Source organism: Pseudomonas abieticivorans, assembly GCF_023509015.1.
GTDB classification, from domain to species: domain Bacteria; phylum Pseudomonadota; class Gammaproteobacteria; order Pseudomonadales; family Pseudomonadaceae; genus Aquipseudomonas; species Aquipseudomonas abieticivorans.
The window spans coordinates 936,789-950,691 of record NZ_CP094975.1 but is presented as its reverse complement, the minus strand read 5'-3'; the positions used below and the strand labels follow the sequence as shown (position 1 = coordinate 950,691).

Here is a 13,903-nt window from a genome sequence, read left to right as displayed (position 1 = left end):
CGGGCAGAGGGTTCGCGGCTCAATCCGCACCTACACTTGTAGGAGAGGATTGAGCCGCGAAAGGGACGTGATCAACCCCCCAGGTAAGCCTCGCGCACCTTAGGATCGGTCAATAGCGCCTCCCCAGTGCCTTGCATCACCACCCGACCGTTTTCCAACACATACGCACGGTCGGCGATTTTCAGCGCCTGGTTGGCGTTCTGCTCCACCAGGAACACGGTCACGCCGTCGCGGCGCAACTGTTCGATGATGTCGAAGATCTGCTGGATGATGATCGGTGCCAGGCCCAACGAGGGTTCGTCGAGTAGCAGCAGCTTGGGCTTGCTCATCAGCGCACGGCCGATGGCGAGCATCTGCTGTTCGCCACCCGACATGGTGCCACCACGCTGGCTGAAGCGTTCCTTGAGGCGCGGAAACAACTGCAGCACCTTGTCCATCTGTTCCTGGTAGTCACCCTTGTCGGTGAAGAACCCGCCCATGGCCAGGTTCTCCTCGACGGTCAGGCGGGCGAACACCCGGCGCCCCTCAGGTACCACGGCGATGCTCTTGCGCATGATCTGCGCCGAGTCCAGGCCCACTAGCTCTTCGCCCATGTAGCGCACGCTGCCCGAATGGGCTTGCGGTGAACCGCACAGGGTCATCAACAGGGTCGACTTGCCTGCGCCGTTGGCGCCGATCAGGGTGACGATCTCGCCTTGGCGTACTTCCACGTTGACGCTGTGCAGCGCCTGGATCTTGCCGTAGAACGTGGAAACGTTTTCGAACTGCAGCATTTACGCTTCCCCCAGGTAGGCTTTGATCACTTCAGGGTTGTCGCGGATCTGTTCCGGGGTGCCATCGGCCAACGGCGTGCCCTGGTTGATCACCACGATGTGGTCCGAGATGCTCATCACCAGTTTCATGTCGTGCTCGATCAGCAACACCGTGACGTTGTGCTCTTCACGCAGGGTGCCGATCAGGGCTTTCAGGTCGTCGGTTTCGCGCGGGTTCAAACCGGCCGCCGGCTCGTCGAGCATGAGGATCCGCGGGCGGGTCATCATGCAGCGGGCGATTTCCAGGCGCCGCTGCTGGCCATAAGCCAAGGTGCCGGCCGGGCGGTTGGCGAATTCCTTGAGGTTGACCTTGTCCAGCCAGTACTCGGCAAACTCCATGGCCTCCTTCTCGCTTTTGCGAAACGCCGGGGTCTTGAACAGCCCCGCCAGGAAGTTGGTGTTCAGGTGCCGGTGCTGGGCGATCAGCAAGTTTTCCACGGCGGTCATGTCTTTGAACAACCGCACGTTCTGGAAGGTGCGCACCACGCCTTTGCGGGCGATCTGATGGCCGGCCAGGCCCTGGATCGGCTGGCCGTCCAGCAGGATGCTCCCGCCGGTGGGCTTGTAGAAGCCGGTCAGGCAGTTGAACACGGTGGTCTTGCCAGCGCCGTTGGGGCCGATCAGCGCCACGACCTGTTTTTCTTGCACGGTCAAGGCCACGCCGTTCACGGCCAGCAGGCCGCCAAAGCGCATGCTCAGGCCAGATACTTCAAGAATGTTCTTGGTCATTTTCGCAGCTCCATATGCGGCCGTTGCATAGGAAGCAGGCCTTGCGGACGCCAGATCATCATCAGCACCATCATGGCGCCGAACATCAACATGCGGTATTCGCTGAATTCACGCATCATTTCCGGCAGCAGGATCATCACGATCGCGGCCAGGATCACGCCCAGCTGCGAGCCCATGCCACCCAGCACGACGATGGCGAGGATGATCGCCGATTCGATGAAGGTGAATGACTCCGGTGTCACCAGCCCTTGGCGCGCGGCGAAGAAGCTGCCGGCGAAACCGGCGAAGCTGGCGCCCAGGGTGAAGGCCGAGAGTTTGATGATGGTGGGGTTCAAGCCCAGCGCGCGGCAGGCGATCTCGTCTTCACGCAGCGCTTCCCAGGCACGCCCGATGGGCATGCGCAGCAGGCGGCCGATCACGAACAGCGCCACCAGGGCCAGCATCAATGCGACCAGGTACAGGAAGATCACCTTGCCAACCGGGTTGTAGGCCATGCCGAAGAACTCGTAGAAGGTCTTCGCGCCATCGGCGGCGGTGCGGTCGAAGCTCAGGCCGAACAGCGACGGCTTGGGGATGTTGCTGATGCCGTTGGGGCCGCCGGTCAGGTCAGTGAGGTTGCGCAGGAACAGGCGGATGATCTCGCCAAAGCCCAGGGTCACGATCGCCAGGTAGTCGCCGCGTAAACGCAGCACCGGGAAGCCCAGCAAAAAGCCGAACGTGGCGGCCATCAAGCCGGCAATCGGCAGGCAGATCCAGAAGCTCAGGCCGTAGTAATGCGACAGCAGCGCGTAGCTGTAGGCGCCCACCGCGTAGAAGCCCACGTAGCCCAGGTCAAGCAGGCCAGCCAAGCCCACCACGATGTTCAGGCCCAGGCCCAGCATCACGTAGATCAGGATCAGCGTGGCGATGTCGACCGCGCCGCGCGAGCCGTAGAACGGCCAGATGAACGCGACCACGATCAACCCCAGGATGATCCAGCGCTGGGTCTTGGGCAGGGTCAGGAAGTTGCTGGCGCTGGCCGGCATGCTCGGCAGGCGCGGCGAGGCTTTCCAGGCAGCGCTGATCTGCTGGTTGAACAGCACCCGCAGGAACATCAGCACCGAGCACAGGGCGATGGTGATCAGCGTGGCGTCGCTGGTCTGATGCACTTCCAGGTTGATGCCGACGATGCTCAGCTTCAAGCCCAGCACCGGAAAGGCCACGGCCCAGACGAGCAGGGCGCTGAAGAATGCCGATTTGATATTTCTAGTCATACTTTTTCAACCTCCGGGCGGCCCAGAATGCCGGTCGGCCGGAACAACAACACCAGAACCAATAGCCCGAATGCCACCACGTCCTTGTATTGGTCGCCGAACACATCGGCGCCAAAGGCTTCGGCCACGCCCAGCACCAGGCCACCGAGCATCGCGCCCGGGATACTGCCGATGCCGCCCAATACCGCCGCGGTGAAGGCTTTCAGGCCCACCAGGAAACCGGCGTTGGGGTTGATCACGCCGTACTGCATGCTCAGCAACACCGCGGCGATGGCCGCCAGCGCCGCGCCGATCACGAACGTCAGGGCGATGATGTTGTTGGTGTTGATGCCCAGCAGGTTGGCCATCTTCATGTCTTCGGCGCAGGCGCGGCAGGCGCGGCCCAGGCGAGAGCGGGAGATGAACATCGTCAGGCCGAACATGGCGATCAGGGTGACCACGAACACCACGATCTGCATGTAGGAAATCAGCACTTCCTGTGCCCCGCCTGGCCCGAAGCTGAGGTTGCCGGGGATCAGGTTGGGGATGGATTTGTCCTTGGAGTCTTGCGCCAGCAGAACGGTGTTCTGCAGGAAAATCGACATGCCGATGGCGGAGATCAGCGGGATCAAGCGGTTGCTGCCGCGCAAGGGGCGGTAGGCGATCCGTTCGATGCTGTAGCCATAGGCACTGGTGACGACGATGCTGGCCAGAAAGGCTGCGGTCATCAACAGCGGTACGTTGTCCAGGCCAAGCATGGCCAGGCCCGCGATGGCGATGAACGCCACGTACGAACCGATCATGTACACCTCGCCGTGGGCGAAGTTGATCATTCCAATGATGCCGTAAACCATTGTGTAGCCAATGGCGATCAAGGCATACGTGCTGCCAACGGTCAGGCCGTTAACCAGCTGTTGGAAGAAGTGATAGATGTCAGGCATTACTGCGCGCTCCTAAAAACCTGATACGCATTTCACTGGTGGAGTCATTTTCCCGCTCACGCACCTTGGGGCCAGCCCGAGAGGTGTGGAGTTTTTTGCCAGCGAACCGCTGGTGACGGTTTTAGAGATTTCTAGGTGAGCCAGCCTCCGGATCGCGGATTCAGGCCCCTTACTCGTAAAACAAAGCCCACTGCGCAAGCAGTGGGCTTTTTGTAGGGCTAAGCGGCGTTACTGAGGCGAAGCTTCAGTTTTTGGCTTGCCGAAGTGCCACTCGTAAACCACGAACTTGAACGCTTTCAGGTCGCCTTTCTCGTCGAAGCTCAGGTCGCCGGTCGGGGTCTTGAAGGTACCGGCGTGGATGGCAGCAGCCACTTTGGCCGGGTCTTCGCTCTTGGCGGCGGCGATACCACCGGCAATCACTTCAACGGCGGAGTAGGACGGGAACACGAACGGGCCGCTTGGGTCTTCCTTCTTGGCTTTGAACGCGTCAGCCAGGGCAACGTTGGCCGGGTCCTGGTCGAAGGATTTGGGCAGGGTTACCAGCAGGCCTTCGGAGGCCTCCTTGGCGATTTGCGAGATGGAGTCGTTACCCACGCCCTCTGGGCCCATGAACTTGGCTTTCAGGCCTTTTTCCTGGGCTTGGCGCAGGATCAGGCCCAGCTCAGGGTGGTAGCCGCCGTAGTAGACGAAGTCGACATTGGCTTGTTTGAGTTTGGCGATCAGCGAAGAGAAGTCCTTGTCGCCGGCATTGATGCCTTCGAACACGGCCACTTTCACGTTCTTGGCTTCCAGGGTCTTCTTGACTGCGGTGGCGATGCCTTCGCCGTACTGCTGCTTGTCGTGGATCACGGCAACGATTTTAGGCTTCACGTGGTCGGCAATGTAGTTGCCGGCCGCCGGGCCCTGGGCGCTGTCCAGGCCGATGGTGCGGAACACCATTTTGTAGCCACGGGCGGTGATCTCCGGGCTGGTGGCAGCCGGGGTGATCATGATCACGCCTTCGTCTTCGTAGATGTCCGACGCTGGCTGGGTGGAGCTGGAGCACAGGTGGCCGACCACGAATTTAACGCCGTCGTTGACCACTTTGTTGGCCACGGCAACCGCTTGCTTTGGATCGCAGGCGTCGTCGTATTCGACGGCTTCAAGCTTCTTGCCATCAACGCCGCCCTTGGCGTTGATCTGCTCGATGGCCATCCGCGCGCCGCTGAACTGCATGTCGCCGTACTGAGCAACCGGGCCGGTTTTAGGGCCCGCGATACCGATCTTGATGGTATCGGCTGCGAACGAATGGCTGGCAACCCCCGCCAGTACCAATGCGGCAAACAGCTTGGAAATCTGCTTAGTCATAATGCTCCACTCATCTGTTGTATTTTTTATAGTCTTGCGGCGAAAGCTGCAGGACCGGGTCATTTCGAAACAGGTGCCCATGTGTATCCATGGCTGCCTGCGCGAACGAAGTAACACCCCGATCGGCCCCCGGTAACTGTACCGGTACAGTGTAGAGCGCCGCTTGATCGCTTGAAAAGCTGGCGCCGGAGGGCAAATCACAGGAGTGTCGCTTTATTGAAAGAAAGTTACAGAATAACGGCGGGTCAAACCTGTGTTGAAGGTTGTCATCCTTGGCTTTTCGGCACTTATCTATCAATCACTTATTTGAAACCGGGTTTTTCCAGAAAAATTCAGGCGTTATCATGGTGCCGACTATTTTTCTGGTGATACCCATGACTGATCAACCTAGCACTCTCTATGCCAAGCTGCTCGGCGAAACCGCGGTAATCGGATGGCAGGATCTGCAACCGTTTTTTGCCCGGGGTGCCCTGTTGTGGGTCGACCCTGCGCTGGATTTGATCGCGGCGGCAGAGGGTATTTCACTGGACGACACTGCCCAGGTGGCGCAATGGCTGGACGCAGGTTTGCTCGCCAAGGTGTCTGAAACGCAGGCGCTGGATTTTTTTGAGCGTGGCCCCGAGCTATGGGCGGTCGTGATATCGCCTTGGGTGGTGATCCAGGAGAGGGCGGGTCAATAAGGCATCGCTCTATTTTGGTGCGACTACAAGGGCTGCCTTTTCGGGCGGCCTTTTTTGATTACATTGGCGTGATTTTTCTGAATGGCGCGATGTACATTTCTCGGTTGATTGCGGGAGGTTTCCATATGAATGTGTGAAACTTCTGACATGGCCTTTCACATTGGTCACCCATATAAAAACAGCAAGCCTGTGCCCATGGAGAACTGCATGACTTCAATACTTCCCTCATTGGGTTTTGCCGGCATCGGCCTGATGGGCCTGCCCATGTGTCGACGACTGCTGGCGGCCGGTTACCCATTGACCGTGTGGAACCGCAACCCGGACAAATGCGCCCAATTGCAGGCCGCCGGCGCGCGCCTGGCCGAGAGCCCCGCGCAATTGGCCGAGGCCTGCGAGGTGGTGGTGTTGTGCCTGGCCGACACGGGCGTGGTGCGCGAGGTGGTGTTCGGCGCGCACGGCATCGCCCAAGGCGGCCAGCCCGGCGGTTTGCTGATCGATTGCTCCAGTGTCGAAGCCGGCGCCACCCGCCAGATGGCTGCGCAACTGGCCGCCGACTGTGGCATGCGCTGGGTCGATGCGCCGGTGTCGGGTGGCGTAGGCGGGGCTGAAGCGGGCACATTGGCGATCATGGCCGGCGGCAGCGTTGCGGATGTGCAGCGCGCCGAGCCGATCCTGTTGGCGCTGGGCCAACGCGTGACGCACATGGGCGCGGTGGGCGCGGGGCAAGTAACCAAGACCTGCAACCAGATGATCGTGGCCTGCAACGCCTTGGTGATTGCTGAAGTGGTAGCGCTGGCCGAACGATCGGGGGTGGATGCCGGGCGTATTGCACAGGCCCTGGCCGGCGGTTTTGCCGATTCCAAACCGTTGCAGTTTTTGGCCCCTCAGATGGCCGCGAGCCAGTTCGAGCCGGTCAAATGGCACGTGCGCACGTTGCTCAAGGACTTGGACGGGGCGGTCAAGCTGGCCCATCAGGCGGGCTCGGCGACGCCGATCAGCGCACTGGCCGCGCAATTGATGCGCCAGCATGGTAGCCAGGGCTATCTGCAAAAAGATCCTGCGACACTGGTTCATTTGTATCGCGAAAAGGCATGACTGCACCGCCGCCCACGTGGCGCCGATCGCGCAACTGGTCCAGTACCATGCGCAGGTCTTGCAACGGCACCGGGCGGCTGAGCAGGTAGCCTTGCACATAGTCGCAACCATAGCGCGAGAGAAACTCGTACTGTTGCATCGTCTCCACGCCTTCGGTCACTACTTGCAAGTGCAGGGTGTGGGCCATGACGATGATTGCCTGGACGATTTCCATGTCTTGGGTCGAGCGGGGGATGTCCTGGATGAACGACCGGTCGATCTTCAGGGTGTCCAAGGGCAGGCGCTTGAGGTAGGCCAGGGATGAGTAGCCGGTGCCGAAGTCGTCGATCGACAGTGACACACCCAGGGCGCGGATCTTTTTCAGCAGGGTGATGGTGGCGTTGATGTTGCCCATCAGCGCGTTTTCGGTGACCTCCAGTTCCAACCGGTGTGGCGAGACGCCTGCGTCGGCCAGGGCCTGGGCGACTTCATCGGCCAGTTCGTCACGGCCCAGGTTCAGGGCCGAGCAGTTCACGGTGATCTTCAGTTGTTCGCAGCCGTTATGGGACAATCGGCTCAGGTCATGGCAGGCACGGCGCATGACCCAGCCATCCAGTTCGGCGATCAGCCCGTTGGCCTCGGCAATGCTGATGAAGCGGTCCGGGGTCAGCAGGCCGTGCTCTGGATGGCGCCAGCGTACCAGCGCTTCAAGCTTGGCCACCTGACCCGAGCGCAAGTCGTAGATGGGTTGGTAAAACAGCTCCAGGCCTATGTCGTCGCGCAGGGCGTTGCGCAACTCTTCTTCCAGTTGCAGCTCCAGGGTGGCGCGGGTTTTCAGGTTGGAGCTGAAAAAATGCAGGCTGTTGCGCCCGGCGCCCTTGGATTGATAAAGGGCAAGGTCGGCGTGCTTGAGCAGCTCCTCGCAGGTATTGCCGTCGTCGGGGAACACGCTGATGCCGATGCTGGTGCTCATCACCATGCGCCGGCCGGCCAGGTCGATGGGTTCTTTCATTTTTTGCATGATGCGCAAGGCCAATTGCCGCGCCTCTTCGCGATTGTTCAGGCTGATCAGGATGCAGAATTCGTCGCCGCCAAACCGCGCGACCACGTCTTCGTGGCTGCGGGTGGCGCCCTTGATGTGCCCGGCGATGACCTTGAGCAGTTCGTCGCCAGCGTCGTGGCCGAGGCTGTCGTTGATGCGCTTGAAGTGGTCGATGTCCAGGAACATCACCGCCAGCATGCCGTTGCTCAGGGTTTGCTGGGTGAGCTTTTCACCAAACAGCTGATTGAAGCCGCGGCGGTTGATCAGGTTGGTCAGCGCATCGTAATGGGCCACTTGTTGCAGCGACATGCGCGCCTGGTCGAGCTGGCTGAGCAGGGCGTTGACCCGGCGCAGGTCGTGCTCCTTGCCTTGCAGCTTTTTGTCGGCCAGCGCCGCGCTGAGGCAACTGGCAATGATCAGCAAAGTGATCAAGGCCACGGTCAAGCCCAGTTGCAGGCTGTTATCGGTGGTCGCGCCGTGCAACGGGCTGCCTGCGGGCACCGCGAGCACCAAGGCCCACATGCCGATGAAGTGGGTGCTGACGATACCCGCGCCCATCAACAGGCTGGCGCTGTACTTGAGCAATTGGTGGAACATGCCGCTGCCCTTGCGAAAGTAGCGGGCCAGTGCAATGACCGCCGAACTGGCAACGATGGCAACGGCCACCGACAAGGCAAACAACCTGGGGTTGTAATAGCTGACAGCGCTGGACTGCAGGGCCGCCATGCCGACGTAATGCATGGCGGCGATGCCACTGCCGATGCCAATGGACGCCTTGCTGAACGACCACACTGACAAGTTGGGACGGCCCAGGGTGTTCATCATCAACAGGCCGGCGATCAGGGCGATGAACAGCGAGACCACGGTGATCGGCAGTTCGAAATGCACTTCAAGCGGTGTTTCGAAAGCCAGCATGCTGATGAAGTGCATGGCCCAGATGCCCACGGCCAGGCAACCGGCTCCGATCAGCCGCCAGTGGCGTTGGGATTTGGGTTGTTCGACGTGGCTGATGCGTTCGGCCATGTCCAGCGTGGCGAAGCTGCCGGCGCAGGCGACGCAGTAAGCCAGCAGAACCAGAAACGGATTATGGGTGCAGTCGAGCACAATTTGCCCGCTGCTTGGAAGCTCTCCAAGAAAACGCAAACCCAGCCAATCCATAGCGCGCCCCGATAGTGAGTCCTCCTGCACCGCTGTCGGAGACGGCGGCAAGTTGGATTCAGTATAGGAGGGGCCCAAAACCTAATGGCAATGTGCTGCCAATCATTTCGTAATCGACCTCATAGCGAAAAGTGATAAATGCTTCAGCGTTTCTGTTCGATTGGAGGATATCAGCGTAGCTGATGGAGGCAGACAATCGGGCAACGGGCTCCTAGATTGAAAAGCGGTCACCCTAATTACAATAAGAGCGTACCCGATGCCCAACTCCACACAGGCGCCGAATGCCTGGCGCATATTGCTGCTGTTGTTCCTGGCCAACCTGTTCAACTTCTACGACCGCACCATCCCGGCCATCATCATTGAACCGCTGCGCATGGAGTGGCACCTCAGTGACTTGCAACTGGGCGTGGTCGGTACCGCGTTCACCTTGGTGTATGCGATGGCCGGCATTCCGTTGGGGCGCATGGCTGACAACGGCTCGCGGCGCAAGATGATGGGCTGGGGCCTGACGGCGTGGAGCGCGCTGACGGCGGTGAATGGGCTGGTGGGTAGCTTCTGGACGTTCTTGCTGGTACGCATGGGCATCGGCATCGGCGAGGCCAGCTATGCACCTGCGGCCAACTCGCTGATCGGTGATCTGTTCCCGGCCAACAAGCGCGGTCGGGCCATGGGCATCTTCATGCTGGGCCTGCCCCTGGGGCTGGTGATGGCGTTCTTCACCACCGGTTACATCGTGCAGGCGTTTGGCAGTTGGCGCGCACCGTTCTTTATTGCCGCCGTGCCGGGCCTGTTGCTGGCGATCCTGATGTTCCGTATCCGTGAGCCCAAACGCGGTGCGGCAGAAGCGGTGCAGGTAAGCCAGGCGCCGATTGATCGGCCGATTCGTCGACTGTTGCACATCCCGACTTTCTGCTGGCTGACCCTGGCAGGCCTGGCCTTCAACTTTGCCACCTACGCCTGCAACTCGTTCATGGTGCCGCTGTTGCAACGCTATTTCCAGTTGCCTTTGCACCACGCCGCGGCCACCACCGGGCTGATCGTGGGGATCACTGGGCTGGTGGGGCTAACCCTGGGCGGCTGGCTGACCGACAAGGTGCATCAGCGCCGTGCCAACGGCCGGCTGTTGCTGGCGATGGGCTGCATGTTCGTTGCCACTTTTGCCACCGGCTACGCGCTGATGGCCGGGCGCATCGACATCAGCCTGTTTGTCGGGGTGTTCGCCTTTGGCTGGTTGTTGACCTACAGCTTCTACACCTGTGCCTACACGGCGATCCTGGATGTGGTGCAGCCACGCATGCGCGCCACGGCCATGGCGATCTATTTCGCCGGCTTGTATTTGCTCGGGGGTGGCCTGGGCCCGGTGGTCGCGGGCTTGCTGTCGGACCACTTTGCCAATGCGGCGATGCTGGCGGCCAATGCCACGCAGATGAGTGAAGTGTTCAAGGCCGAGGGGCTGCATGACGCGCTGTTGCTGATACCGGTGGCGTTGTTGCTGACCATGGGCTTTTTGGGCATGGCGGCGCGCACCTATAGCAAGGATGCCCAGCGCATGCGTGAGTCGATCGTGCTGGATGTGCCAGCGGTGGGGGCGGTGCCCGCTTAGGTAGCGTGGTTGCCCCCGCCCCAGCCCTCATCCTTTGGGAGAGGGCTGGGGCGGGGGCGACTCGGTGCTAGCCCGCTACCAGCACCCGAATCGCTTCCAGGCGCAGCGCGGCTTTTTCAAACATCGCCAGGCCCTGTTCACGCTGCTTGCGCAACGCGTCCAGTTCGCTGTCGCGCACGGTCGGGTTGACCGCTTGCAGGGCGGTCAGGCGCGCCAGTTCTTCGTCGGTCTCTGCCGCCAGGCGGCGCTTGGCTTCGGCCACGCGCTCCTCATGGCGCGGCAGCACCTTGGTTTCGCCGGCATTGATACGCGGCGCGAGCACGTCGCGTTGAGCCTGGATGAACTTGTTGGCACTGGCCTTGGGCACGCTTTCGAGCTGGTCATTGAGGGTTTCGAAGCTGACCCGCGACGACAGGTCGTTGCCGTTGGTGTCCAGCAGGCAGCGCAACGCCGCCGGTGGCAGGTAGCGGCCCAGTTGCAACGAGCGCGGGGCCACCACTTCACTCACGTACAGCAGCTCAAGCAACACGGTGCCGGGTTTGAGCGCCTTGTTCTTGATCAGCGCCACGGCGGTGTTGCCCATGGAACCGGACAGCACCAGGTCCATGCCGCCCTGCACCATCGGGTGTTCCCAGGTGATGAACTGCATGTCTTCGCGAGACAGCGCCTGGTGGCGGTCGTAGGTGATGGTCACGCCTTCGTCGTCGCCCAGCGGGAAACTGGCGTCGAGCATCTTCTCGCTCGGCTTGAGGATCAGCGCGTTCTCGGAATGGTCTTCGCTGTCGATGCCGAAGGCGTCGAACAGGGTTTCCATGTAGATCGGCAGGGCGAACTGGTCGTCCTGCTCTTCGATGGCCTCGACTAGCGCCTTGCCTTCGCCTTCGCCGCCGGAATTGAGCTCCAGCAAGCGGTCGCGGCCGCTGTGCAGGTCAGCTTCCAGGGTTTCGCGCTCGGCGCGGGCCTCGTCCACCAGGGTTTGCCACTCGCCGTCGTCGCCGCTTTCCAGCAGCGGCAGCAGGCGTGGGCCAAACTGATGCTGCAGGGCGTTGCCGGTCGGGCAGGTGTTGAGGAACGCATTCAACGCCTGGTGGTACCACTGGAACAGGCGCTCTTGCGGGCTGTTCTGCAGGTACGGTACGTGCAGTTCGATGATGTGCTTCTGGCCGATACGGTCCAGGCGGCCGATGCGCTGTTCCAGCAGGTCGGGGTGTGACGGCAGGTCGAACAGCACCAGGTGGTGCGAGAACTGGAAGTTACGACCTTCACTGCCGATTTCCGAACAGATCAGTACCTGGGCGCCAAATTCTTCGTCGGCAAAGTACGCCGCCGCGCGGTCGCGCTCCAGGATGCTCATGCCTTCGTGGAACACCGTGGCCGGGATGCCGGAGCGCACGCGCAGGGCGTCTTCCAGGTCCATGGCGGTTTCTGCGTGGGCGCAGATGACCAGCACCTTGGTGCGCTTGAGCATCTTCAGCGTGTCGATCAGCCACTCAACGCGCGGGTCGAAACGCCACCAGCGTTCTTCTTCGCTGGTGTCGCCCTGAGCCTGGAAGCTGACTTCCGGGTACAGTTCGGCGTGGTCGCCCAGCGGCAACTCCATGTATTGGTCGGGGCACGGCAGCGGGTAGGGGTGCAGCTTGCGCTCCGGGAACCCTTGCACGGCGGCGCGGGTGTTACGGAACAGCACGCGGCCGGTGCCGTGGCGGTCCAGCAACTCGCGGATCAGCCGCGCGCTGGCTTGAGTGTCGCCATCGTTGACGGCGGCCAGCAGGGCTTCGCCTTCGGCACCCAGGAAACCGTGGATGGTGGCGTGGGCCTTGGGCGACAGGCGGCCCTGGTCCAGCAGCTCCTGCACGGCTTCGGCCACCGGGCGGTAGTTCTCGCTCTCGGCGCGAAAGGCCTGCAGGTCGTGGAAACGGTTGGGGTCCAGCAGGCGCAGGCGCGCGAAGTGGCTGTCCTGGCCCAGTTGCTCGGGGGTCGCGGTCAGCAGCAGCACGCCGGGGATCACTTCGGCCAGTTGCTCCACCAGCGAGTACTGCGGGCTGGCCTTTTCTTCGTGCCACACCAGGTGGTGCGCCTCGTCGACCACCAGCAGGTCCCAGCCGGCGGCGAACAATGCGTCCTGTGCTTTTTCGTCGTAGGTCAGCCACTCCAGCGAAACCAGCGCCAGTTGCGCGTCTTCGAAGGGGTTGCTGGCGTCGCTTTCGATAAAGCGTTCGGCGTCGAACAGCGAGACTTCAAGGTTGAAGCGCCGGCGCATTTCCACCAGCCACTGGTGCTGCAGGTTTTCCGGTACCAGGATCAGCACGCGGCTGGCGCGGCCGGTCAGCAGTTGGCGGTGGATCACCAAGCCGGCCTCGATGGTTTTACCCAGGCCCACTTCGTCGGCCAGCAGTACGCGTGGGGCGATCCGGTCGGCGACTTCACGGGCGATGTGCAACTGGTGCGCGATGGGTTGGGCGCGCACGCCACCCAGGCCCCACAGGGTGGACTGCAACTGCCTGCTGGTGTGTTCCAGGGTGTTGTAACGCAGCGAGAACCAGGCCAGCGGGTCGATCTGGCCGGCGAACAAACGGTCGCTGGCCAGGCGGAACTGGATGAAGTTCGACAGTTGCGTCTCAGGCAGGGTGCACGCCTGGTTCTGAGCGTTCAGGCCGTGGTAAACCAGCAGGCCGTCAACGTCCTCGACTTGCTGGACGGTGAGCTTCCAGCCTTCGAAATGGGTGATCTGGTCGCCCGGCGAAAACCGTACGCGGGTCAACGGTGCGTTGCGCAGGGCGTATTGGCGGGTTTCGCCCGTGGCCGGATAGAGCACGGTCAGCAAGCGGCCGTCCTGTGCCAGAACGGTGCCCAGGCCTAGCTCGGCTTCGCTGTCACTGATCCAGCGTTGCCCCGGTTGATACTGCTGCGCCATGCTGCCTGACTCCCGCCTTGAAAAAGCCGACTATGTTAACGGATTGGGCGCGCAGGGCCAAAGACTCTCGTCACCCAGATACATAATAGTAGGAGCGGATTTATCCGCGAAGAAAGCGGCACGGTGTGTCTGACGCTCTGCAGTATGGCTTTCGCGGATGAATCCGCTCCTACGGGGTGATGGGTATGCCAGTAGGAGCGGATTTATCCGCGAAGAAAGCGGCGCGGTGTGTCTGATGCTCTGCGGTGCGGCTTTCGCGGATGTCCGCTCCTGCGGGGTGATGGGTATGCCGGTAGGAGCGGATTTATCCGCGAAACGATCGCCGCGTTGAATCAGGCACAGCACGGCACACATTCGCGGTGAACGCGCGC

The 13,903-nt window shown here is 61.5% G+C and carries 10 protein-coding genes; 3 read left to right on the top strand and 7 right to left on the bottom strand.

The features are described from left to right. Positions 1 to 71: 71 nt before the first annotated feature. From L9B60_RS04095 to L9B60_RS04075, 5 genes are all read right to left on the bottom strand, one after another. The gene (locus L9B60_RS04095) at positions 72 to 773 is read right to left on the bottom strand and encodes an ABC transporter ATP-binding protein (RefSeq protein ID WP_249676563.1); all 702 of its coding nucleotides are present in this window, start codon (positions 771 to 773) and stop codon (positions 72 to 74) included. Further along, a complete protein-coding gene (gene livG, locus L9B60_RS04090; protein WP_249676560.1) occupies positions 774 to 1,541 on the bottom strand; it encodes a high-affinity branched-chain amino acid ABC transporter ATP-binding protein LivG in 768 nt (255 codons plus the stop codon). Further along, positions 1,538 to 2,794, bottom strand: coding sequence for a high-affinity branched-chain amino acid ABC transporter permease LivM (locus L9B60_RS04085; protein WP_249676555.1), 1,257 nt, complete (start codon positions 2,792 to 2,794; stop codon positions 1,538 to 1,540). The genes livG and L9B60_RS04085 overlap by 4 nt, the downstream gene beginning before the upstream one ends. After that, a complete protein-coding gene (gene livH, locus L9B60_RS04080; protein WP_249676551.1) occupies positions 2,791 to 3,714 on the bottom strand; it encodes a high-affinity branched-chain amino acid ABC transporter permease LivH in 924 nt (307 codons plus the stop codon). Before livH ends, L9B60_RS04085 begins: the two co-directional genes overlap by 4 nt. A gap of 228 nt (positions 3,715 to 3,942) precedes the next feature. Then, positions 3,943 to 5,061 (bottom strand): branched-chain amino acid ABC transporter substrate-binding protein, encoded by a 1,119-nt coding sequence (locus L9B60_RS04075; protein WP_249676548.1) that lies wholly within the window; start codon positions 5,059 to 5,061, stop codon positions 3,943 to 3,945. A 374-nt stretch (positions 5,062 to 5,435) separates the two neighbouring features. Between L9B60_RS04075 and L9B60_RS04070 the strand changes: the two genes are divergently transcribed. Together L9B60_RS04070 and L9B60_RS04065 are read left to right on the top strand one after the other, a co-directional pair. Next, the gene (locus tag L9B60_RS04070) at positions 5,436 to 5,741 is read left to right on the top strand and encodes a DUF2288 domain-containing protein (protein WP_438866124.1); all 306 of its coding nucleotides are present in this window, start codon (positions 5,436 to 5,438) and stop codon (positions 5,739 to 5,741) included. 207 nt (positions 5,742 to 5,948) lie between these two features. Then, positions 5,949 to 6,836: an NAD(P)-dependent oxidoreductase gene (locus L9B60_RS04065; RefSeq protein ID WP_249676544.1), complete on the top strand. Its 888-nt coding sequence runs from the start codon at positions 5,949 to 5,951 to the stop codon at positions 6,834 to 6,836. Here L9B60_RS04065 and L9B60_RS04060 read toward each other — a convergent pair. Further along, positions 6,736 to 9,015 carry a putative bifunctional diguanylate cyclase/phosphodiesterase gene (locus L9B60_RS04060; protein WP_249676541.1) on the bottom strand — a complete coding sequence of 760 codons (2,280 nt, stop codon included), beginning with the start codon at positions 9,013 to 9,015 and terminating at the stop codon, positions 6,736 to 6,738. The two genes, L9B60_RS04065 and L9B60_RS04060, sit on opposite strands and share 101 nt — an antisense overlap. Positions 9,016 to 9,271: 256 nt before the next feature. Between L9B60_RS04060 and L9B60_RS04055 the strand changes: the two genes are divergently transcribed. Further along, positions 9,272 to 10,618, top strand: a complete 1,347-nt coding sequence (locus L9B60_RS04055) for a spinster family MFS transporter (protein ID WP_249676538.1) — start codon at positions 9,272 to 9,274, stop codon at positions 10,616 to 10,618. Between the two features lie 67 nt (positions 10,619 to 10,685). Here L9B60_RS04055 and rapA read toward each other — a convergent pair whose 3' ends face one another. After that, positions 10,686 to 13,532, bottom strand: coding sequence for an RNA polymerase-associated protein RapA (gene rapA / locus L9B60_RS04050; protein WP_249676537.1), 2,847 nt, complete (start codon positions 13,530 to 13,532; stop codon positions 10,686 to 10,688). Positions 13,533 to 13,903: the final 371 nt, after the last annotated feature.

What these genes read in the sequence shown, in the direction of transcription:
- L9B60_RS04095 (WP_249676563.1), bottom strand. Translation starts at nt 773, where the DNA reads ATGCTGCAGTTCGAAAACGTTTCCACGTTCTACGGCAAGATCCAGGCG.
- livG (WP_249676560.1), bottom strand. Translation starts at nt 1,541, where the DNA reads ATGACCAAGAACATTCTTGAAGTATCTGGCCTGAGCATGCGCTTTGGC.
- L9B60_RS04085 (WP_249676555.1), bottom strand. Translation starts at nt 2,794, where the DNA reads ATGACTAGAAATATCAAATCGGCATTCTTCAGCGCCCTGCTCGTCTGG.
- livH (WP_249676551.1), bottom strand. Translation starts at nt 3,714, where the DNA reads ATGCCTGACATCTATCACTTCTTCCAACAGCTGGTTAACGGCCTGACC.
- L9B60_RS04075 (WP_249676548.1), bottom strand. Translation starts at nt 5,061, where the DNA reads ATGACTAAGCAGATTTCCAAGCTGTTTGCCGCATTGGTACTGGCGGGG.
- L9B60_RS04070 (WP_438866124.1), top strand. Translation starts at nt 5,436, where the DNA reads ATGACTGATCAACCTAGCACTCTCTATGCCAAGCTGCTCGGCGAAACC.
- L9B60_RS04065 (WP_249676544.1), top strand. Translation starts at nt 5,949, where the DNA reads ATGACTTCAATACTTCCCTCATTGGGTTTTGCCGGCATCGGCCTGATG.
- L9B60_RS04060 (WP_249676541.1), bottom strand. Translation starts at nt 9,015, where the DNA reads ATGGATTGGCTGGGTTTGCGTTTTCTTGGAGAGCTTCCAAGCAGCGGG.
- L9B60_RS04055 (WP_249676538.1), top strand. Translation starts at nt 9,272, where the DNA reads ATGCCCAACTCCACACAGGCGCCGAATGCCTGGCGCATATTGCTGCTG.
- rapA (WP_249676537.1), bottom strand. Translation starts at nt 13,532, where the DNA reads ATGGCGCAGCAGTATCAACCGGGGCAACGCTGGATCAGTGACAGCGAA.